The organism is Bradyrhizobium sp. SZCCHNS1022, assembly GCF_032484835.1.
Lineage (GTDB): Bacteria > Pseudomonadota > Alphaproteobacteria > Rhizobiales > Xanthobacteraceae > Bradyrhizobium.
Window position 1 is genome coordinate 1,872,392 of sequence record NZ_JAUETT010000001.1, and the last position, 20,128, is coordinate 1,892,519.

Consider the following 20,128-nt stretch of genomic DNA (forward strand, 5'->3'; position numbering starts at 1 on the left):
CGTTCCGGTTCGGCCCTGGCCTGTTTGGTGAACAATGAGCGTCGCGTTAGCAAGTTCCTCGATCCCGGGCTCGAGCAGCCAGGAGCCGCTGCGGGTGATGGTCGTCGACGATTCCGTCGTGATCCGCGGAATGATCTCCCGTTGGATCGGGTCCGAGCCGGACATGGTCGTGGTCGCCTCGCTCAGGACAGGACTTGAAGCGGTCAACCAGCTCGATCGCGCCAATCCCGATGTTGCCGTGCTCGATATCGAAATGCCGGAGCTCGACGGCATCGCGGCATTGCCGCGAATGCTGGCCAAGAAGCGCAACCTCGCCGTGATCATGGCCTCGACGCTGACGCGCCGCAACGCGGAGATCAGCTTCAAGGCGCTGTCGCTGGGCGCCGCCGATTACATCCCGAAGCCGGAAAGCACGCGTCAGCCGGACGCCGCCGACACCTTCCACCACGATCTGATTCAGAAGATCCGCACCTTGGGCGGCAAGGCGCGCCGCGCCGGACATGGAGCGCCGCTGCATGCGCCGACGCTGGTGCCGCTGCCGGAGCACAGGCCGGCCACCGTGCGTCCGCTCATCGCGCCCGTGTCCTCGCACGCGATGCCTGCCGCGCCGATGGCGCTGGCACGCCGTCCCTTCAGCTCGCAGACGCCGCGTGTGCTGCTGATCGGCTCCTCCACGGGCGGGCCGCAGGCGCTGATGTCGCTGGTGACGGACCTCGGCCCGGTGATCGATCGTGTCCCGGTCCTGATCACCCAGCACATGCCGCCGACCTTCACCACCATTCTGGCCGAGCATCTGGCGCGCGCAAGCCGGCGACCGGCGCATGAAGCGATCGACGGCGAAACGATCAAGGCAGGCCAGATCTATCTGGCTCCGGGCGGGCGCCACATGCGTGTCGCGCGCCACGGAGCCGATGTCGTGATCGCGCTCGATAACGGGCCGCCGGTCAATTTCTGCAAGCCGGCCGTCGATCCGCTGTTCACCTCCGCGATCGACATCTGGCAGGGCACCACGCTCGCCGTCATCCTGACCGGCATGGGCTCCGACGGCATGCGCGGCGGCAAGGACATCGTCGCGGCCGGCGGCAGCGTGATCGCACAGGACGAGGCCACCAGTGTCGTCTGGGGCATGCCGGGTGCAGCTGCCAATGCCGGCATCTGTGCCGCCATCCTTCCCTTGAATCAGATCGCACCGAAGCTGGTCCGATTGTTCGCAGGAGACCGTTCGTGACGCCTCTGGACTATGAGTATTTGCGTAAGCTCCTGAAGGAACGTTCCGGGCTCGACCTGTCGTCCGACAAGCAATATCTGGTCGAGAGCCGTCTGTTGCCCGTGGCTCGCCGCACCGGCTTTCCCGGGATCTCCGAACTCGTGCAGAAAATGCGAAACGGTTCGGAAACACTGACCACCGAGGTGGTCGAGGCGATGACCACCAACGAGACGTTCTTCTTCCGCGACAAGATTCCATACGATCATCTGCGCGACACGATCCTGCCCGGGCTGATCAAGTCGCGCGCCGCGCGGCGCTCGATCCGCATCTGGTCGGCGGCAAGCTCGACCGGCCAGGAGCCCTATTCGATCGCGATGTGCCTGCGTGAATATGGACCGGCGCTGTCGGGCTGGCGCATCGAGATCGTGGCCACCGATCTGTCGCAGGAGGTGCTGGAGAAGTCCAAGGCGGGCCTGTACAGCCAGTTCGAGGTGCAGCGCGGCCTGCCGATCCAGCTGCTGGTGAAATACTTCACCCAGCTCGGCGAGTTCTGGCAGCTCAGCGCCGACATCCGCGGCATGGTCCAGCACCGGCAGCTCAATCTGCTGCAGGACTTCTCCCATCTCGGCAAGTTCGACATCATCTTCTGCCGCAACGTGCTGATCTATTTCGATCAGGAGACCAAGGCTCGGATCTTCGAGCGCCTCGCCAAGGTGCTCGAGCCCGACGGCACGCTGATCCTCGGTGCGGCGGAGTCCGTGGTCGGGATCACCGATATCTTCCGGCCGAGCCAGGAGCGGCGCGGCCTCTACCAGCTCAATCCGGCGCGCGGCGCGCGACCGGGGTCTGCAACCCTGCCGCCGGGGCTGAAGGTGGTGGCCGCGCGCTGATTTCTCCGCCCGGGTTCGGACCGCCGCGTTCGTCCTTGCCTCGCCGTCCACTCGCATTCGTCGCAGAATGAATCGCGAGGGCCGGGAACTTTGCCTCTTGCTGCGCGTTGGCGCCGGTTATGTCCGGGGTAGACCGCGCATCGATGCAGGGGGCTGAATGAAGGCGGGTCTGCGTCCCAAGATCGTGGCGGGGGAGCTTCCCGTCATCGCAAAGTCCCCGACGGGCATCGACGGGCTGGACGAGGTCACCTTCGGGGGGCTGCCCAAGGGGCGGCCAACTCTGCTGTGCGGCGCCGCCGGCTGCGGCAAGACGCTGTTTGCGATGACCTTCCTGTATAACGGCGCGGTTCAATTCGGCGAACCCGGCGTCTTCATCGCGTTCGAGGAGCACCCCGAAGACCTGATCAAGAATGTCAGCTCGCTCAGCTACGACATCGAGAAGCTCATCGGCGACAAGAAGATCGCCGTCGACCACATTCATCTCGACCGCAACGAGGTCGAGGAGGCCGGCGAATACGATCTCGAAGGCCTGTTCATCCGCATCGGCTTTGCGATCGACGCGATCGGGGCCAAGCGTGTCATCATCGACACGATCGAGACGCTGTTCGGCGGCCTGGACAACCAGGCCGTGTTGCGCTCCGAGCTGCGCCGCCTGTTCGAGTGGCTGAAGTCCAAGGGCGTGACCGCCATCATCACCGGCGAGCGCGGCGACGGCACGCTGACGCGCTACGGGCTTGAGGAATATGTCGCCGATTGCGTGATCCTGCTCGACAACCGGGTTCACGACCAATTGTCGACCCGTCGGTTGCGCGTAGTAAAATATCGCGGCACCGCCCACGGTACTAACGAGTACCCCTTCATCATCGACCAGGATGGCGTGACGGTGATGCCGATCACCTCGTCAGGCCTGGCGCATGACGCGTCCACCGAGCGCGTTTCCACCGGAATTCCCGATCTTGACGCGATGCTGGAGAGCAAGGGCTATTACAAGGGCTCCAGCATCCTGATTTCAGGCATGGCCGGCTCTGGCAAGTCGACGGTAGCCGCGCATTTCGCCGACTCGATCTGCGGCTCCGGTCAGCGCTGCATCTATTTCGCGCTGGAGGAATCGCCCCAGCAGATCGTGCGCAACATGCGCTCCGTCGGCCTCGATCTCCAGAGATGGGTCGATCGCGGCTTGCTGCGCTTCTCGGCGCGCCGGCCGAACCTCTACGGGCTGGAGACGCACCTCGCCGCCATGCATCGCGAGGTCAAGGAGTTGATCCCGCCGCCGTGGTGGTCGATCCGATCTCGGCGTTGATGGGGGCTGGGGTGGCAGGCGATGTGCATTCGATGACCCTGCGGCTGATCGATTTCCTCAAGTCGCGCGCCATCACAGCGGTGTTGACCAATCTGGGCGGCGGGGCTGCGGACAGTGCGACCACCGAAATGCAGATCTCCTCGCTGACGGACACCTGGCTCCTGCTCTACAATCGCGAAAGCAATGGTGAGCACAACCGCCAGCTCTATTTGTTGAAGTCGCGTGGCATGGCGCATTCCAACCAGGTGCGGGAGTTTCTGATGACCTCCGACGGCATTCGCTTGCGGGAGGTCTATGTCGGGCCGGAGGGGGTGCTGACCGGCTCGGCGCGGCTGGTCCAGGAGGCCAAGGATCGCGCCGATCGTCGGCTGCGCGAACAGGAGATCGAGCGCCGCGCCCGGGAGGTGGAACGTCGCCGCCACGAGATCAGCTTGCAGATCGAGGCGCTCAAGGCTCAGCTCGCGAGCGAAGAGAGCGAAATTTCGTACTTGAATCGCGACGTCCACGCGCGGGAGGGTCAGCTCTCCGCTGACCGGGCCGCGATGGTGATCAGCCGCACATCCAACCGTGGGGCCAGCCGGCCTTCCGATACCAGGACATCCAGGAAGTGACGGCCGCAATGACCGAAAATGACGGCTACAATCTCCGCCTTTACGTGGCGGGACAGACTCCCAAATCGGTTGCGGCGATCGCCAACCTGAAAAAGCTATGTGAGACCCATCTGCCGGGGCGCTACACGATCGAGGTGATCGACCTGATGAGGGATCCGGCGCTGGCGCAGCGCGACCAGATCGTGGCGATCCCGACCCTGATCCGGCAGCTGCCGGAGCCGTTGAAGCGGATCATCGGCGACCTCTCGAATGCCGAGAAGGTGCTGGTCGGTCTCGATATCGCACCGAGTTGATGGAGCAGGCGTGATCTCGCCGACCACGACAACGCAGGCAGACCGGCCGCGCAACGAGGCGGAAGAGACCGTCGAGGCGATCCACCGCGGCAAGGTCGATGCCGTGGTGGTGCAAGGCCCCGAGGGTCCGCAGGTCCTGATGCTGCAGGGGGCGGACGCGCCCTATCACATCCTGGTCGAGCGCATGAGCGATGGCGCGTTGACGCTCGATGGCACCGGCAGCATCGTCTATGTCAATTCCAGGCTCTGCTCGCTGACGGCGCAGAGCGCGGCCCAGCTGGTGGGCCGAAGCTTTGCCTCGCTGTTTGCAGGTACCGTGCCGGAGCAGGGCGCGGGCGACACGGCAAGCGAAGCCCAGCTCAAGCGCGCCGGCGGCGATTGCCTGCCGGTCTCGGTGTGGATGCGGCAGATGGTCATGGGGGGCGTCGTCGCGACGCTCGTCACCTTGACCGATCTGTCGATCCATCGCCGCGCCGAGGAGGTCGCGAGCGCCGAGCGCTTCGCGCGATCGATCCTGGAGCAGGCCACCGATGCGATCGTGGTTCTGGCGCTGGACGGGCGCATCACCCATGCGAGCGGCGTTGCGGAGCAGCTCGCAGGCAGCTCGCCGGTCGGGCAGCCGTTCTCGGAGGCGTTTCCGCTCGACGCGCTGAGCGCACGGCATCAGGGCGCGTTGGCGCGCTTCTCGCGCGAGAGTCTCGATCGTGCGCTGGCGACCAAGCCGTTTCATGGGCTCGAAGTGAAATTGCGCAAGGAGGGGCTGGCAGGGCGTTCGTTCCTGCTCAGCGCAGGGCCGCTGGTGAACGAGACCAAGGATGTGGTGGGCTCGATCGTCACCTTGACCGACATCACCGAGCGCAAGCGGGCCGAAGAGCAACAGACGGTGCTCGTCGCCGAGCTCAATCATCGCGTCAAGAACATCCTGGCGATCGTTCAGTCGGTGGCCGGCCAGACCTTGCGCACCGCGCCATCCCTGCCGGCCTTCAACAAGGCGTTCTCCGGCCGTATCCAGGCCGTCTCGATCGCCCACGACATCCTCACCCAGACGCGTTGGATCGGCATCGGCCTCAATGAATTGCTGGGGACCGTGCTCGCGCCCTACGGCCTCAGCGAGGGGCGGCTGACGACGGACGGCGCCTCCGTGCTGCTCGGGGCGCGTCTGGTGCTTCCGCTCTCGATGGTTTTGCACGAGCTTGCCACCAATGCTTCGAAATATGGTGCGCTGTCCAAGTCGTTCGGAAAGGTCGCGATCTCCTGGCGCCTGCTCGACGACCGCCACAGGCTCGAATTGACTTGGCTGGAGCGCGGCGGACCGCCGGTCGAGCGTCGCGGCGCGCGCGGCTTTGGCACCAAGCTGATCGACCGCGTGGTGCGGTTTGACCTGGATGGCGAGGCCATCTTTGATTTCGCGCCGGAAGGTCTTTGCTGTGTGCTCGGCTTTGCCCTCAGCGCCGAGACCTCGCCGCAGGAGCTGCCGGCTTCGGCCGTGCAGTCCGACTAATCAGCTCTTTCCAAAGCTAGCTCCTGGAAAAGGTCTCCTCGCAGATCCGCCGCAGCGCCTTCTCGCCGAACGGCTTTGCGAGGCGCGGCAGCGAGCGGAATGCAGGCGGATACAGCGTGGCGTCGTCGTAGCCCGAGGTGATGACCAGCTTGAGCCTCTGCTCGATCAGGCGCGGCAGGACCGCGAAGATCTGTTCGCCGCGCAAGTTGACGTCCAGCAGCGCGCCGTCGAGCCCGCCGCGTTCGGCCTCCTCCAGCACCTCTGATACCCGCGACACCGGGCCGACCACCTCGCAGCCAAAGCTCTGCAGGATCGTCTCGAGTTCGAGCGCGATCAGCCCCTCGTCCTCGGCAACCAGGATGCGCAGTCCGGCCAGGGAGGAATTTGTCGTCGCCATGGGGATACGGGGGCTAGTTGCCGAAACTCGGTCGCGGTCAGGTTCGCGCCTGCCTTTCTAGCGCTCCCCGGAGCGGAGTCGAGGTGTTTTCCGGCGGCTATGCCGGAATGAGGCGCGACGATGCGTCGCCCTCAAATGATCGCATGCGGCAGGAAACGGGAGCTGTTGCCGGTGATCGGGGTCGCGTCTTCCCGGATCGACACTCCGCAGGGCTCATGCGCCACCAGCCAGCTGCCGACCACCGGGAACACGCCGCCGAAATCCGGCAGCGGCGCGAGGGCCTGGCGGATGAACCCTTCGGCCCCATAGGGGCCATCCTGCGCGCTCACCGCGACCCCGTCGGAGACCAGGCTGACATTGGCGCCCTCGCGGGAAAACAACGGCTTGCGGACGAAGCTGGGGCCGATGCCGGCCGCCTTCGGATCGTCCTCGAAAAAGGCCGGCAGAAGATTGGGATGCCCTTCGAACATCTCCCAGAGCAGCGGCAGGATTCCCTTGTTGGACAGGATCGCTTTCCACGGCGGCTCGACCCAGCGCGTCGCAGCCTGCTCGAGCCGCGCGCCGAATGTATCCTGAAACATCCATTCCCAGGGATAGAGCTTGAACACCAGCCCGATCGCAGTGCCGTCGAGATCGACGAAGCCGCCGCCCTCGCGCCAGCCGATGTCTTCGATGTCGAGGACCGTGGTCGCGAGCCCGGCTTGGCTTGCGGTGTCGGCAAGATAGGTAAGCGTCCCGGCATCCTCGCTATCGCCGGTGAGGCCGGTCAGATGCAGATGATGGCTGCCGCCAAGTTCTTGCCAGCGTGCGATCAGTCGTTCGTGGATCGAATTATACTGGTCGGCCCGCGGCGGGATGATCCGCCGCTCGATCGCCTGTTCGAGCCAGGTCCATTGGAACACCGCCGCCTCGAAGATCGAGGTCGGGGTGTCCGCATTGTATTCGAGCAGCTTCGCCGCACCGCGACTGCCATAGCTGAGATCCAGCCGGCCATAGAGACTCTTGTCGTCGCGCTGCCAGCTTTCGGCGAGCAGCGGCCAGAAGGCTTGCGGGATTTTCAGCCGGCGCAGCAGGCGTTCGTCTTCGAGAATGCGGCCGATAGCTTCGAGGCACATCTCCTCGATCTCGGCCGTCGGAGTCTCGATGTCGCGCTCGATCTCCTCGAGTGTGAACGCGTAGTAGGCGCGCTCGTCCCAGTAGCGTTCGCCGTCGATCGTGTGGAAGTCAAATCCACATTGCACGGCGGTGTCTTGCCAGTCGTTACGTTCCGGACAGGCGATGCGCCGCATATGATCATCTAGCCGCCGGCGTGACCGCCGTGACCATGCGCGCCATGGCCATGCCCATAACCGCCATGACCATGACCATGGAAGCGATGCATGGCGCCGCCGAAGCCGCCATGGACCGCGCGACAATAAAGCATCCCATCCGGCCCGGGCACCGCTTCGAGCCCGGGGCCGCAGCGCCGCGCAGGTGTGAAGCCCATGGAGACGGCGCCAACCGCCGCAGTCCCCATCATCGTCAGCACCACCCGGCGCGACCGTTTCATCGCTGGCTTGATCCCAAAGAGTCAGATCCCAAAAGAGGGAGATCCCAAAGAGTCAGAAGAGTCTTTTGTTATGATTTTGTAGTCTGTGTCAAAGATCCATGCTCGATTCACCACATAATCGCGGAGATTTCACGGCGATCGCGCGACAAAATCTCAGCCGCCACCGGAAAAGCCGAATGCATGCGCAAAGGAGCCGAAGCCGCCGCGCGTGACATGGCTCGACGCAGCGTCAGCCGTTGGCGCCGTGCTTCGGTGACCGTCGCTATCACTGTCGAAGAAGCTGTAGTGCGAGGCGTGTCCGGACCCGCCGCTGCCGCCGCCGGATCGTCGCGTGCAATCAGTCCTGACATCATCGGCTTGCCTCGGTATGTTTGGCTGAGGATCACAGGTCCGCTCGCTCGGCATCAGCGCATAAGCGCTGCCGCCGACCGCAAGCGTGCCCATCAGCAGCAATGCGACATGACCGGAACGTTTGGCGGGCGGCGCAGAGACCTGCGACCGACGCGGCCTGCGCTTGCCGAACTCGGTGCGATGCTCGGTCATGATCAGGTGATCATCGATGCGGCGTTGAGCGCACCGGCCGAGAGCGAGGCGAGACCGAGCCAGATCGCGGGCGCAAGCTCACCGGCTGCGATCCGCTGCGACAGGTTCGGCACCGGAATCCTGACGAGATAATAGACGATGACCTGGACGATCAGGGCGATCAGCGCCCAGATCAGGCAGTCCAACACATTGGCCGAATGGGCGATCGCGCTGACCAGGGGCAGGGTGAAGCCGAGCAGGCTCAGACCGAGCGCGACCGCCGCCGCCGGATCATTGTCGCGGATCAGCTGGAATTCGTTGTGCGGCGTGACGCGCGTGTAGACGAACAGGTACGCCGTGACCGCAATGATCGCGGTGCAGAAGTACACGAGGAATGCCGGCAGCCCGGCGAGCGATTGCAGGATCATGAGGGTCGGCCGAATGACGTCGTCAGGGGTTGGTCGCCGCATCCTGCGCTGCGGTTCGATGCCGTTTCGTAAACAAGCAGAAGCATCGGCTGCGAATTCCTGAGCAGATTGTGAACCAGTTCATGGAGGGAAACGCAACCTCAGGTGACATTCGGACGAGGGGGTGACCGATGGCGACCGGGTTCAACAAGGACGTTCTGCCGCTGTTTCGGGACGTCGACATCGACTGCATGAACGCGAAAGGCGTTCATCTCGGCGACGCGCAATGGATGTGCGACGTCTCGGCAAACGAGGATTTCCAGGATCACGCCAATGCACGTCGCGTCTACGCGGCGCTGTCGTCCGGCTTCATGCCACCGGGTCACCGGTGGCCGCAGGCCGCACTGTCCATTTATTCGAATTGGATGCTGGACGGATTCCAGCCTTAGACGAAGGGATTGCACCCGTGAGATATTTGATAGCAGGGACATTTGCTTTGGGACTGAGCGCCGTTGCGGCTGGTTCGGCCCAGGCCCAGTCGGCGTCGAACCCCGCCCTGAATGCGCCGGACCAGGTAGCATGGCAGCTCTTCATCCAGGTCAATAGCCGGGCTGGCGGCAGCAACTCGGTATTCGAAACCTGGGCCAGCGACACCGACACGTTCCAGCCGACTCCGCAATTCCCCACCGCGCCGACGCCCCCGTCGTTGCGGCGGCCGGTGCTGCCGCAGGTCGCGCGGGACGGTGTGCAGGCGGCTGGCGGCCTGTTGCCCGCATTGCCGCCGGGCATCTCGGACGGTGTGACCGAGGAAACCCGGCGCAACAAGGCGACGTTTGACTTCATCGTCCAGAACGATCTGTACAAGGTGTCCGGGCTGAAGGCGGCGTTCGGCAAGAATCTGTCATTTCCCGTCGACGCGGTCGAGGTGAAGGCCAATTGGGTACCGGTCAGCGCCATTCCGGCGTTCACCAACAACCGTGTCACGATCGCGCAGGTGCCGCAGCTCTATCACGTCAACAGCGCCGGTGGCGTGCAGTATGCGCTGGTGGCGATGCACGTGATCAGCAAGCTGGTGCCGAATTGGACCTGGGCCACGTTCGAGCAGAAATCCAATCCCGCGCGCTGCGACATCCTCGGCTGCCGGGACGCATTCGGCGCGCAGCAGGCGGTCGTGCCCTCCAATCGCACGGCGGGGCAGGGCTATCCGGATTGCGTCAAGACGCCGGCTCTCGCTGCGCTGCTCAAGGCCGCGGATATCGATCCGGTCTACGAGAACTACTGCCTGAAGGGCTCGCAGGCCGATTTCGTCGACAATGTCGGCCTCGATATCCGCGTCGGCAACTCGGTCACGGAGGACGGCTTCGTGGCGACCGCGTCATGCATGACATGCCATGGCCGCGCGGCGTGGAACAAGAACGGGCAGGCGACCTCGCAGGCCGGCTTCCTGTCGTTCAGTCCGAATGGTCCGATCGGTCCGCTCGGCGCGCTGCTGCCGAACTGGTATTGGAGCTTCAACTCGCAGCCGCCGATCTTCGAGGGCAAGCCGGGCCTCACGCGCACCGCAACGTCCGCCGACTTCGTCTGGTCGATTCCGTTCTGCGCGATCGACGATACCCAGTCGCCGGTGCCGCAGTCCAATTGCGCGGGTAAGTGATTCCGGGGGCGGCATGACCGGGCACAAGGTCGCGCTCTCCGGCAGTCTTCGCATCCCGCCTGAGGGTGCGACCTTGATCGGCGACGTCGATCCGGACGAGCCGCTCAGCGTCGTCGTTCACGTCAAGCGCCGCACGCCCGACATGTTCGCGCCGGGCAGTGCCGGCGATCTCGCCCGCCTCGCCGGCAAGCCGCTCACGCGCCGCGCGCTGGCCGCGCAGCGCCGTCGTACCCATGCGCGGGCGGCCGCGCGGATCGAGAATCTCGCGCGGGCCTCGGGGCTCAAGGTCGGTGACATCGACCTCCCCCAGCGCACCGTCGTGATCGAAGGCACGGCGCGGCAGATGGCGGACATGTTCGGCGCCACCTTGCGGTGCTACGACGATGGCCGGCATCAATTCCGCGCGCGGGTCGGTCAACTGATGCTGCCGTCCGAGATCGCGCCGTGGACGCGCGCCGTTCTCGGCTTCGATCAGCGGCCGCTGGCGGCGCCGGCCCATCGGCTGCAGCCGCAGGCCGGTGACGGCACCGGCGTGGGTCTTTGGCCCAGCGAGATCGCCTCGCTCTACGGCATCCCGACCGATCGCGACGTATCCTCGGTCTGTGTCGGTATCGTCGCGCTCGGCGGCGGCTATCTCGCGTCCGACCTCGCGACGGCGATGGCCGCGATGGGCCGATCCGTGCCTGATGTCATCGATGTCACGGTGGAGGGCGACGGCAATCAGTTCGTCGACGGCTTCAGCCTGGCAGAGCAGGAGATCGCGCTCGATCTTCAGGTCGTGGCCAGCCTGCTGCCGAAGGCCCGCATCGTCGTGTATTTCGCCAACAATTCGACGGACAGCCTGACGCGCGCGGTTCATCGTGCGGTGTTCGACGACGTCAACCGCCCGCAGGTGGTCTCGGCGAGCTGGGGCAACAGCGAGCGGAGCTGGACGGATACCAGCCGCGACGCGATGCAGGCGGTGCTCGCGGATGCGATCAGGCTGCGCGTCAGCGTCACATTCGCGGCCGGTGATCTGCTGGCGACCGGCGGCCTCACGGATGGCAGGCTGCATGTCTGGTTTCCGGCCTCCAGCCCCTATGCGCTCGGCTGCGGCGGCACGGCGCCGACCCTGAACGAGGCGGGGAGCGCGGTCGTCACGGAAGCGGTCTGGAACCAGGCGCCGATCGGCACCGGCGGCGGCATCAGCGACGTCTTTCCGATTCCTGCCTATCAGTCGGGGCTGGCGCTGCCGGTCTCGCTCAATGATGGCGCGGTGCGCCGTGGCGTGCCCGACGTTGCCTGCGCCGCCGCCGATCGACCCGGCTACCGCATCGTGCTCAACGGGCAGGAGGTGGTGAAGGATGGCACCAGTGCAGCGACACCGCTATGGGCCGCCCTGCTCGCCATGGCGAATGCGGGGCGCGAGACGCCGGTCGGCTTCGTCAATTCCGCGCTCTATTCCAATTCGGCGCTGTGCCGCCTCATCACCAAGGGCGACAATCGCGTCGACGGCCGCGGCTATGATGCCGGCCCCGGCTGGAGCGCCTGCACCGGGCTCGGTGTGCCGAAGGGCGCCGACATCCTCGCGGTGCTGGGCTCGCTTCCCACCGTATAGGCAGGTTGCATTACGAGGCTGCGGCTTGGTCAAGCATCTGCAACACCGAATCTCCCGTCCTTCGCGTATGCTGGCTCAGCGCATCCGCAAACCCATCCGCGTCGCGGGCGCACAGAAGTGCCATGAAGGCTTCATGCTCCGTGACCGACTCGCTCCAGCGCCGGGCGTCGTAATTGGCCACCGCACGGGCGCGGAATACGTTTCGCTGCAGCGCGCTCCACATGTTGAACAGGACGTCGTTGCCGGCGAGCCTCGTGATCTCGGTGTGGATCTGCTGGTTCAGCCGGAAATAGGCGGCGCGTTGCGCAGCCCTATGCAGCGCCACGAGCTCGGCATGCATCGCCTCCAGCCCGGCGATGTCGTCAGCTGATGCGCGACTTGCGGTCTGGAAGCCGGCGGCGCGGTCGAGCGCGACCATCACGTCGAAGATCTGGGCGATCTCGGTCCGATCGATCGGCGTCACCACGGGGGTGCGATGCGGCCGCAATTCGATCAGGCCCTCGGCCGCGAGAATCTTGAACGCTTCGCGCAGCGGCGTGCGCGAGACGCCGAAGGTCTCGCACAGCATGCGCTCGGGCAGCGGCGCGCCGGCGGCGAGCTCGCCGTCGACGATCATCTCGCGCACCTTGGCGACGAGCTGATCGTGCAGCGACATGCGCTCCAGCGGGCGTTTCGAATGGTCCGAGGACAGTTTGAGCCGGGCCGGCTTGAAGCGCGTCTTCAGCCGCGTCCGGGGGGCGGATGTGCTCATGCTGGCGACGCCGCTCCGCGAATGATGTGCCTGGAAAGCAGGCGCTGCGCCCAAGGATCGGGCATTTATTGCTCCATAAATTTACGCTCCAGCCATTGATTATACGTCAAAAAAATGAAATTGCATACCGCATCCAGATGGCACGTCGCTTGCTACCCACTTTGTTGCTCGTCTGCTGACCCATTTGCGTCGACCATGGAGATCGAAGTGACACGATGTCTGCTCGCCTTTCTGACCGCCCTGGTGCTGGCCTGGCCTATGCAAGGCTTCGCCCAGGACGAGGCCAAGATCAAACTGGGCTATGCCAAATGCGCGCATTGCACGCCGATGTCGCTGACGCCGCAATTCGCGAAAGGCGTTGAGATCGACGCGGTCAGCTTCAACACCGGCACCGATGCGCTGACCGCGCTGGTCTCCAAGAACATCGAGGTCGCGCAGGTGACCTATCTGCATTACGCGATCGCTCTGGATAAGGGCTTCGACGTGGTCGCCATTTCCGGCCAGGTCAATGGCGGTTCGGCGCTGCTGCTTTCCAACGATCTCGACGTCCCGCAGAACGATTGGGGCGCGCTGAAGAAGCTGATCGCGAAGTACAAGGCCGATGGCAAGCCGTTCCGCGTCGCCGCCTCGCGCGGCAATGCGCAGGACATCCACATGCGCGGCGCCTTCGCCAAGCAGGGCATCGACATCAACAAGGACGTGCAGTTCGTCAACATCCCGAACCCGTCCGACCATCTGCAGGCGTTGCGCCGTGGCGAGGTCGAGCTGATCTGCACGGTCGAGCCGTTCGCCACCCAGATCATGCAGGCCAAGGCCGCGAAGTTCTTCGGCTTCCCCTATGATCAGGCCGCCGGCAAGCTGACCAACCTGATCGTCACCCGCTCCGATGTCATTGCCGCCAAGCCGAAGGCGCTGGAAGAGACGGTGCGCGCGGTGGTCAAGGTCGACGAGCATATCGCGGCCGACAAGCCGGCGCTGGTCGAAGTGATCTCGAAGATCACCGGTCTCGACAAGACGATCGCGACCGGTGCGATCGAGAATCTCGATCCCGATCCGAAGATGTACCGGGCATCTGCCGTGGCCATCGCCACCATGATGCGCGATCTCAAATACATCAATTCGGACGTGTCGGCCGCGGTCGAGAAGAACATGGATTATCGCTTCCTGGAAGCGGCGACCGGCAAGCCGAAATCCGAGCTCGGCTATTGAGATGAGCGCACTTGCTCACATCAGGAAGCTTGATCGCTACCTCGTTCCCGTTCTCATTCTTGCGGGATGGGAGGCGTTCTCGCGCTCCGGCGCGCTGCCGGCGGCATTGCTGCCGGCACCCTCGACCGTGCTCCTGGCCTGGGCGGATTGGGCGTTCGGCACCGACGGCAACACCCAGACCTACAGCGGGCATTGGCTGGTCGACATGGCCGCGAGCCTGTCGCGCGTTGCCGCCGGCTTTGCCATCGCCACCGCGCTCGGTGTCGCGTTTGGCGTCGCCATCGGCTGGTCGCGGGCGACCGAGATCGTGATCGAGCCGACGCTGCAGATGCTGCGGCCGATCCCGCCGGTGTCGTGGATTCCGCTCGCGATCATCTGGTTCGGCATCGCCAACAAGCCCGCGATCTTCCTGGTGTTCCTCGGCGCGTTCTTCCCGATCCTGCTCAACACCATCCACGGCGTGAAGAGTTGCGACCGCAATCTGATCCGCGCCGGCGCGATGGTCGGCGGCAGCGAGCGCAAACTCTTGCGCTACATCGTGGTGCCGGCGGCGCTGCCCAGCATCTTCGCTGGCCTGCGCATCGGCATCGGCTCGGCCTGGATGCTGACGGTGACGGCCGAGATGGTCGCGGTGAAGAGCGGCCTCGGCTATGTGCTGTGGGATTCCTATTACTTCCTGCGCTACGATCTCGTGCTGGCGGCGATGGCGAGCATCGGCCTGCTCGGCTTCCTCAGCGATCTCGGCATCCGCATGATCATGGCGCGCGTGCTGCATTGGCAGCGCAACACCACCTTGCGCGGCGGAGAGTGACATGGCGACGATCGATATTTCCCACGTCTCCAAGATCTTCCGGGACGCCAAGCGCAGCTCGAACGTCACCGCGCTCGACGACATCAACATCTCGGTCGCCCGCAATCAGTTCCTCTGCCTGCTGGGGCCGAGCGGCTGCGGCAAGTCCACGCTGCTCAACATGATCGCGGGTTTCGAGCAGCCGAGCAGCGGCAGCATCTGTGTCGACGGCCAGCCGGTGACGGCGCCCGGCGCCGATCGTGGCGTCGTGTTCCAGCAGGCCAACCTGATGCCGTGGCTGCCGGTGTGGGAGAACGTCGCCTTTCATCTCTTGCTCAGCGGCAGCCAGAAGGGCGAGCGCCGCGCCAGGGCACAGACCTATATCGACATGGTGGGCCTCACCGGCTTCGAGAACCATTATCCGTCCGAGCTCTCCGGCGGCATGAACCAGCGCGTCGGCATCGCGCGTGCGCTCTTGATGAATCCGCAAGTGATCCTGATGGACGAGCCATTCGGCGCGCTCGACGAGCAGACCCGGATGGACATGCAGAACGAACTGGTGCGCATTTGGCAGCAGCATCAGGGCACGATCGTCTTCGTCACCCACGGTATCGACGAGGCGTTGACGCTCGGCACCCATGTCGCCGTCATGAGCGCGCGTCCCGGCCGTATCCGGGAGATCATCCCGATCGAGCTGCCGCGGCCGCGCGACATCACCAGCCCGCAATTCAACGCGATGAAACGGCATATCCTCGAGCTCCTGCGTGGCGAGCGGACGCCGTCCCCCTTGGAAGTGGTCAATCAATGAATAGCAAACGTATTCTCCTGGGCATGCTGACGCCGTCCTCCAACACGGCGCTGGAGCCGATCACCTCGGCGATGGTCTCTGGGCTGCCCGGGGTGTCCGCGCATTTCTCGCGCTTCAAGGTGACGGAGATCGCGCTGTCGGAGCAGGCGCTGGCCCAGTTCGACAACAGCAACATCCTGCGTGCGGCCGAGCTTCTGGCCCACGCCAAGGTCGATGTGATCGGCTGGAACGGCACCTCCTCGGGCTGGCTCGGCTTCGAGGCCGATGTGAAGCTGTGCGAGCAGATCACGGCGGCGACCGGCATTCCCGCTACCACCTCGATGCTGGCGCTGAACGAGATCCTCGAACAGACCAAGGTGACCAGGCTCGGCTATGTCACGCCCTATCGCGATGACGTGCAGGCCAAGATCATTGCCAATTACGAGACGCTCGGCATCGCCTGCCAGGCGGAACGGCATCTCGGACTGCAGGACAACTTTTCCTTCTCCGAAGTGACGCCGACGCAGATCGAGACCATGCTACGCGAAGTCGCGGCCCACAAGCCCGAGGCGATCGCGATCATCTGCACCAACCTGAAGGCGGCGCCACTGGTCGCACGGCTCGAGCTGGAGCTGGGGATTCCGATCTACGACACCATCGCGACCGTGGTGTGGAAGTGCCTGAAAATGACCGGTGTCGATCCCCGGCGCGTGAGCGAATGGGGCTCGTTGTTTCACAAGCTCGGCTGAAGCCGCGTAGGGAGGCGCGAACATGACCGCGTTCGACACTGTGATCCGCCACGGCACCGTGGTCACGGCCAGCGATATCTATCAGGCCGATGTCGCCATCAAGGACGGTCGCATCGCCGCGATCGGCGAGGCGATCACGGACGCCGCCGAGATCGTCGATGCCTCGGGCCTGTTGGTGCTGCCGGGCGGCATCGACAGCCACGTGCACATCTCGCAGCCGTCCGGTCCGGGCATCGTGATGGCGGACGATTTCGAGAGCGCGACGCGCGCCGCCGCCTTCGGCGGCAACACCTTCGTGATGCCTTATTGTCTGCAGGCCAAGGGCCAGCCGCTGCGCGAGGCGCTGAAGGACTATCATGCACTCGCCGATGCGAGTTGCTACATCGACCACTCCTTCCATCTGATCGTCTCGGATCCGAGCGAGGCCGTCCTGGGGCAGGAGCTGCCGGCGCTGGTCGCCGACGGCTACACTTCGCTCAAGATCTTCATGACCTACCAGGATTTGGCGCTGAGCGATTTCGAGATTCTCGGCGTGCTCGATGTCGCGCGCGAGACGGGCGCGCTGGTGCAGATCCATGCCGAGAATTACGATGCGATCCGCTTCCTCACCGAGAAGCTCGAGCGCGCCGGCAAGATCGCGCCTTACTTCCACGGCAAGTCGCGGCCGATCGCGGTCGAGCGCGAGGCGACCCATCGCGCGATCTCGCTGGCCGAGCTGATCGATGTTCCGATCGTGATCGTGCACGTCTCCAATCGCGAGGCGATGGAGGAGATCAGGCGGGCGCAGATGCGCGGCCTGAAGATTTTTGGCGAGACCTGCCCGCAATATCTGGTGCTGACCGAGGAGGACATGCAGGGCCTCAACATGGAAGGCGCCAAATATGTCTGCTCGCCGCCGCCGCGCGACAAGGAAAGCCAGCAGGCCTGCTGGGAAGGGCTGCAGCAGGGTGTGTTCGCGCTGTTTTCCAGCGATCATTGCCCGTTCCGCTATGACGACGAGGCCGGCAAGCTGACGCCGAAGGGACGCACCAGCTTCCGCTGGGTGCCGAACGGCATCCCCGGCGTCGAGACCCGGCTGCCGATCCTGTTTTCGGAAGGGGTCGGCAAGGGCCGCATCACGCTGAACCAGTTCGTCGCGTTGACGGCGACCAACCACGCCAAGACCTACGGCCTGAAAAACAAAGGCTCGATCGCGATCGGCTATGATGCCGACATCGCGCTGTGGGATCCGAACAAGACGGCGAAGATCAGCCAAGCCGGCCTGCATCACGGCTCCGACTACACGCCCTATGAAGACATCGAGATCACCGGCTGGCCGGTCGCGACCCTGCAGCGCGGGAAATTCGTGGTGCGCGACGGTCAGCTGGTTGGCGCCAAAGGCGAGGGCCGCTACCTCACGCGCGGCAAGCCGGGTGGTGTGGCATAGGTCAGCCCCCTCCCCGCGAGGGGGAGGGGGCTGACCGTCTTCGCGGCGCGACCTCGAATCCCATCTGGCGCTCCGCAACATCCCGCTCTGCCGCGGTGCATCAACCTCCGGCGGTATCGCGGCGCCATCCGAATCCGGTTCTGGGTGCGTCGAATGGCTGTTACAACTTCGGGGTATATTCTTTCAAGGAAAGGATTGCTTCGATGCCCGCCCTTGCATTTTCAAACAATGACATTGCCGTCGTCGCCTGGACTTTCGATCGCCGGCTCGATGGCTGCCTCGGCTTTGCCGTCTATCAGATCGATGTCGACTCCAACACGGAGACCGCGCTGCCGGCGCTCGCCCGCTTTGCGGGACAGACCGCCGATAAGCTCACCACCGAACAGGCTCCGATTCAGAAATTCTGGTGGAAGGATCTCTATGCGAAACGCGGCGGCACCTACCAATACCGGATCGTGCCGATGGGCGGTACGCCCGGGCAGACGTTGAGCACGCTGGCCGGCGTCGCGCCGCTGCTCAGCAACAAGGTGACGCTCACGCCCAGCCGGCCGCCGTTCCACGCCTATTTCAATCGCGGCCTCACGGCGACCCAGGCGCTCAGTCACGAGCTGAAGGATCACCCCAGCATCAACGCGCTGGCTCCGCATATTCTCGATCCCAACGATCCGATCCGCATCCATTTGATGGGACAGCTGCAGGAGGGCCTCACCTCGCTGCTGAAGCGGGCGGATGATGAAGGTGGCCAGATCCATGCTGCGCTCTATGAGCTCAACGACCCGAACGGGTTGGAGAAGCAGCTGCAGGCCAATCCCAAGAGCCGGATCGTGATCCTGGGCAACGAGCAGGGGCAGGACACCGAGGATGCCGACGCTGACAACCGCGCGGCCCTGAAGCAGGCCGGCGTCGCGGTGATCGACCGCATCCTCGGCAAGGGCGACATCCCGCACAACAAGTTCATGGTGCTGACGCAGAGCGGCGAGCCGACCGCGGTGCTGTCGGGTTCGACCAACTGGACCTCGACCGGCCTATGCACGCAGACCAACAACGCCCTGATCGTGGACTCCGGAGCGCTGGCGCAGCGCTATCTCGACTATTGGAACGCGCTGAAGGCCGATGTCGACGCGGCCGCCGGAAACCAGAGGGCGCTGCAGTCGAAGACGCTGCGCGACTTCGCCCACGCCAACAACGATCAATCGATCGACAGTCCGATCGCGCTCGACAACGGCGTCACCATCGAGCCGATGTTCTCGCCCAACACTCCCGGCAAGCTCGGCAAGAACCCGAAGACGCCGAACGACATGGGACGGGTGTTCGAGCTGATGAACGGAGCCAAGCACGCCGTGCTCTTCCTGGCCTTCGATCCCGGCAACAACTCGATCCTGGATGCCGCCGGCAGGCTGCTCAAGGAGAAGCCCGACCTGTTCGTGCGGGGAGCGCTGACCAGCCCGCAGCGGGCGACGAATTTCTCCGCGGCGCTGCATTCGGGCGGTCACACCGAGCGGCCGGCTGATGGAGGCGATCAGGCGCCGGCCGTCAAGGTGGTCGGCGAGCGCGGCACTCCGAAGCAGCAGGGGGCCAAGGGCGACATCGATTTTCGCGCGGTGCCCGCCGAAGCCGTCAGTCCAACGGACGCGTTCGGCAAATGGGAAGGTGAGCTCGCCAAATACGGCTTTGCCATCATTCACAACAAGATCGTGGTGATCGATCCCTTCAGCGACGATTGCGTTGTCGTGACCGGCTCGCACAATCTCGGCTTCCGCGCCTCCTACAACAACGACGAGAACATGCTGATCATCCGCGGCCATCGCGGCCTCGCGGAGGCTTACGCCTGCCACGTGCTCGATCTCTACGATCACTACGCCTGGCGCTGGCTGCTGAAGCAGCACCCCGAGATCTTCGGCAAGCCGCTGCAGGGTGACGACAGCTGGCAGGACCGCTACATCATGGGGGCCGAGGAGAAGTCGCCGGAACTGCGATTCTGGCTGTCGGCAGCCGAGCGCGTCGCCGGCACGAGCGACAGCGGCGGCGCTGCGGCACCGACGCTGTCAGGGCCTGCGCCGAAAAAGCCGGCGAAGACGTCAGCACCGAAGGGCTCCGCCAAGCCGTCGCAGCCGGCCAAGACGACACCTGCGAAGCCGACGGCCAAAGCCGGCCCCGCCAAGGCGAAAACGTCCAGGAAGCCGGCAAAGAAAGCCTCGAAGAAAGCCGCCGCCGCAGCCAAGGCCTCCGCCGGCCGAAAGAAGACGACGAAGAAGAAGGTCGCCAAGAAGGCCTCAAAGACTGCAAAGGCGAGCAAGGCCGGAGCCAAGAAGGCGAAAGCGAAGACCGCAAAGCAGTCCGCCAAGCGGCACGCGAAGAAGGCTGCCGCGAAACGATCGAAGAGCAAGAGAACTGCGCGGAAATCTCGTTGAGAAAGCCGCTGACGATCATGACAGCTGCTCTGCAGCCGCCTGATTGGCGGGCCAGATCGGATCTGGCCGCCGGCAGG

General features: G+C 64.7%; 19 protein-coding genes and 1 pseudogene. 14 read left to right on the forward strand and 6 right to left on the reverse strand.

The features are described from left to right. Positions 1–34: 34 nt before the first annotated feature. From QX071_RS08535 to QX071_RS08555, 5 genes and pseudogenes are all read left to right on the forward strand, one after another. Complete coding sequence (locus QX071_RS08535) at positions 35–1,228, forward strand: chemotaxis response regulator protein-glutamate methylesterase (protein ID WP_315701263.1); 1,194 nt, start codon at positions 35–37, stop codon at positions 1,226–1,228. Continuing rightward, the gene (locus QX071_RS08540; protein ID WP_315701262.1) at positions 1,225–2,097 is read left to right on the forward strand and encodes a protein-glutamate O-methyltransferase CheR; all 873 of its coding nucleotides are present in this window, start codon (positions 1,225–1,227) and stop codon (positions 2,095–2,097) included. Before QX071_RS08535 ends, QX071_RS08540 begins: the two co-directional genes overlap by 4 nt. Before the next feature lie 157 nt (positions 2,098–2,254). Then, positions 2,255–4,008, forward strand: a pseudogene (gene kaiC / locus QX071_RS08545) (circadian clock protein KaiC). After that, positions 4,005–4,301, forward strand: coding sequence for a circadian clock KaiB family protein (locus QX071_RS08550; RefSeq protein ID WP_315701261.1), 297 nt, complete (start codon positions 4,005–4,007; stop codon positions 4,299–4,301). The pseudogene kaiC and the gene QX071_RS08550 overlap by 4 nt, the downstream one beginning before the upstream one ends. 10 nt (positions 4,302–4,311) lie before the next feature. Beyond that, on the forward strand, positions 4,312–5,802 hold the full coding sequence (locus QX071_RS08555) for a sensor histidine kinase (RefSeq protein ID WP_315701260.1): 1,491 nt from the start codon (positions 4,312–4,314) through the stop codon (positions 5,800–5,802). Positions 5,803–5,818: 16 nt separating this feature from the next. Here QX071_RS08555 and QX071_RS08560 read toward each other — a convergent pair whose 3' ends face one another. From QX071_RS08560 to QX071_RS08580, 5 genes are all read right to left on the reverse strand, one after another. Then, positions 5,819–6,199: a hypothetical protein gene (locus QX071_RS08560; RefSeq protein ID WP_315701259.1), complete on the reverse strand. Its 381-nt coding sequence runs from the start codon at positions 6,197–6,199 to the stop codon at positions 5,819–5,821. Between the two features lie 131 nt (positions 6,200–6,330). Then, positions 6,331–7,488 carry a glutathionylspermidine synthase family protein gene (locus tag QX071_RS08565; RefSeq protein WP_315701258.1) on the reverse strand — a complete coding sequence of 386 codons (1,158 nt, stop codon included), beginning with the start codon at positions 7,486–7,488 and terminating at the stop codon, positions 6,331–6,333. An 8-nt stretch (positions 7,489–7,496) separates the two neighbouring features. Beyond that, on the reverse strand, positions 7,497–7,748 hold the full coding sequence (locus tag QX071_RS08570; RefSeq protein ID WP_315701257.1) for a hypothetical protein: 252 nt from the start codon (positions 7,746–7,748) through the stop codon (positions 7,497–7,499). 153 nt (positions 7,749–7,901) lie between these two features. Then, complete coding sequence (locus tag QX071_RS08575) at positions 7,902–8,291, reverse strand: hypothetical protein (RefSeq protein ID WP_315701256.1); 390 nt, start codon at positions 8,289–8,291, stop codon at positions 7,902–7,904. A gap of 2 nt (positions 8,292–8,293) precedes the next feature. Next, positions 8,294–8,698 carry a DUF350 domain-containing protein gene (locus tag QX071_RS08580; protein ID WP_315703091.1) on the reverse strand — a complete coding sequence of 135 codons (405 nt, stop codon included), beginning with the start codon at positions 8,696–8,698 and terminating at the stop codon, positions 8,294–8,296. Positions 8,699–8,868: 170 nt separating this feature from the next. Between QX071_RS08580 and QX071_RS08585 the strand changes: the two genes are divergently transcribed. Genes QX071_RS08585 through QX071_RS08595 form a run of 3 tightly spaced genes read left to right on the forward strand, consistent with a single transcriptional unit; the run spans position 8,869 to position 11,928 of the window. Then, on the forward strand, positions 8,869–9,126 hold the full coding sequence (locus QX071_RS08585; RefSeq protein ID WP_315701255.1) for a hypothetical protein: 258 nt from the start codon (positions 8,869–8,871) through the stop codon (positions 9,124–9,126). 47 nt (positions 9,127–9,173) lie between these two features. After that, positions 9,174–10,331, forward strand: coding sequence for a hypothetical protein (locus QX071_RS08590; protein ID WP_315701254.1), 1,158 nt, complete (start codon positions 9,174–9,176; stop codon positions 10,329–10,331). A 13-nt stretch (positions 10,332–10,344) separates the two neighbouring features. Next, positions 10,345–11,928 carry a S53 family peptidase gene (locus tag QX071_RS08595; protein WP_315701253.1) on the forward strand — a complete coding sequence of 528 codons (1,584 nt, stop codon included), beginning with the start codon at positions 10,345–10,347 and terminating at the stop codon, positions 11,926–11,928. Positions 11,929–11,938: 10 nt separating this feature from the next. On the opposite strand, the gene QX071_RS08600 is transcribed toward QX071_RS08595, so the two are convergent. Next, positions 11,939–12,679 carry a GntR family transcriptional regulator gene (locus QX071_RS08600; RefSeq protein WP_315701252.1) on the reverse strand — a complete coding sequence of 247 codons (741 nt, stop codon included), beginning with the start codon at positions 12,677–12,679 and terminating at the stop codon, positions 11,939–11,941. Positions 12,680–12,937: 258 nt separating this feature from the next. Here QX071_RS08600 and QX071_RS08605 point away from each other — a divergent pair, with 258 nt between their 5' ends. From QX071_RS08605 to QX071_RS08630, 6 genes are all read left to right on the forward strand, one after another. Next, on the forward strand, positions 12,938–13,888 hold the full coding sequence (locus tag QX071_RS08605; protein ID WP_315703090.1) for an ABC transporter substrate-binding protein: 951 nt from the start codon (positions 12,938–12,940) through the stop codon (positions 13,886–13,888). Position 13,889: 1 nt separating this feature from the next. Then, positions 13,890–14,699, forward strand: a complete 810-nt coding sequence (locus QX071_RS08610; protein WP_315730256.1) for an ABC transporter permease — start codon at positions 13,890–13,892, stop codon at positions 14,697–14,699. 1 nt (position 14,700) lies between these two features. After that, positions 14,701–15,486, forward strand: a complete 786-nt coding sequence (locus QX071_RS08615) for an ABC transporter ATP-binding protein (RefSeq protein ID WP_315730255.1) — start codon at positions 14,701–14,703, stop codon at positions 15,484–15,486. Next, positions 15,483–16,214 carry an aspartate/glutamate racemase family protein gene (locus QX071_RS08620; protein WP_315701249.1) on the forward strand — a complete coding sequence of 244 codons (732 nt, stop codon included), beginning with the start codon at positions 15,483–15,485 and terminating at the stop codon, positions 16,212–16,214. The genes QX071_RS08615 and QX071_RS08620 overlap by 4 nt, the downstream gene beginning before the upstream one ends. Positions 16,215–16,236: 22 nt before the next feature. After that, on the forward strand, positions 16,237–17,640 hold the full coding sequence (gene hydA, locus QX071_RS08625) for a dihydropyrimidinase (protein ID WP_315701248.1): 1,404 nt from the start codon (positions 16,237–16,239) through the stop codon (positions 17,638–17,640). 203 nt (positions 17,641–17,843) lie between these two features. Further along, positions 17,844–20,051: a phospholipase D-like domain-containing protein gene (locus tag QX071_RS08630; protein ID WP_315701246.1), complete on the forward strand. Its 2,208-nt coding sequence runs from the start codon at positions 17,844–17,846 to the stop codon at positions 20,049–20,051. Positions 20,052–20,128: the final 77 nt, after the last annotated feature.

Excerpts from the sequence above, each read along its gene's own strand:
- QX071_RS08535 (WP_315701263.1), top strand. The coding sequence starts at position 35 with ATGAGCGTCGCGTTAGCAAGTTCCTCGATCCCGGGCTCGAGCAGCCAG.
- QX071_RS08560 (WP_315701259.1), bottom strand. The coding sequence starts at position 6,199 with ATGGCGACGACAAATTCCTCCCTGGCCGGACTGCGCATCCTGGTTGCC.
- QX071_RS08565 (WP_315701258.1), bottom strand. The coding sequence starts at position 7,488 with ATGCGGCGCATCGCCTGTCCGGAACGTAACGACTGGCAAGACACCGCC.
- QX071_RS08570 (WP_315701257.1), bottom strand. The coding sequence starts at position 7,748 with ATGAAACGGTCGCGCCGGGTGGTGCTGACGATGATGGGGACTGCGGCG.
- QX071_RS08575 (WP_315701256.1), bottom strand. The coding sequence starts at position 8,291 with ATGACCGAGCATCGCACCGAGTTCGGCAAGCGCAGGCCGCGTCGGTCG.
- QX071_RS08580 (WP_315703091.1), bottom strand. The coding sequence starts at position 8,698 with ATGATCCTGCAATCGCTCGCCGGGCTGCCGGCATTCCTCGTGTACTTC.
- QX071_RS08585 (WP_315701255.1), top strand. The coding sequence starts at position 8,869 with ATGGCGACCGGGTTCAACAAGGACGTTCTGCCGCTGTTTCGGGACGTC.
- QX071_RS08595 (WP_315701253.1), top strand. The coding sequence starts at position 10,345 with ATGACCGGGCACAAGGTCGCGCTCTCCGGCAGTCTTCGCATCCCGCCT.
- QX071_RS08600 (WP_315701252.1), bottom strand. The coding sequence starts at position 12,679 with ATGAGCACATCCGCCCCCCGGACGCGGCTGAAGACGCGCTTCAAGCCG.
- QX071_RS08605 (WP_315703090.1), top strand. The coding sequence starts at position 12,938 with ATGCAAGGCTTCGCCCAGGACGAGGCCAAGATCAAACTGGGCTATGCC.
- QX071_RS08610 (WP_315730256.1), top strand. The coding sequence starts at position 13,890 with ATGAGCGCACTTGCTCACATCAGGAAGCTTGATCGCTACCTCGTTCCC.
- QX071_RS08615 (WP_315730255.1), top strand. The coding sequence starts at position 14,701 with ATGGCGACGATCGATATTTCCCACGTCTCCAAGATCTTCCGGGACGCC.
- QX071_RS08620 (WP_315701249.1), top strand. The coding sequence starts at position 15,483 with ATGAATAGCAAACGTATTCTCCTGGGCATGCTGACGCCGTCCTCCAAC.
- hydA (WP_315701248.1), top strand. The coding sequence starts at position 16,237 with ATGACCGCGTTCGACACTGTGATCCGCCACGGCACCGTGGTCACGGCC.
- QX071_RS08630 (WP_315701246.1), top strand. The coding sequence starts at position 17,844 with ATGCCCGCCCTTGCATTTTCAAACAATGACATTGCCGTCGTCGCCTGG.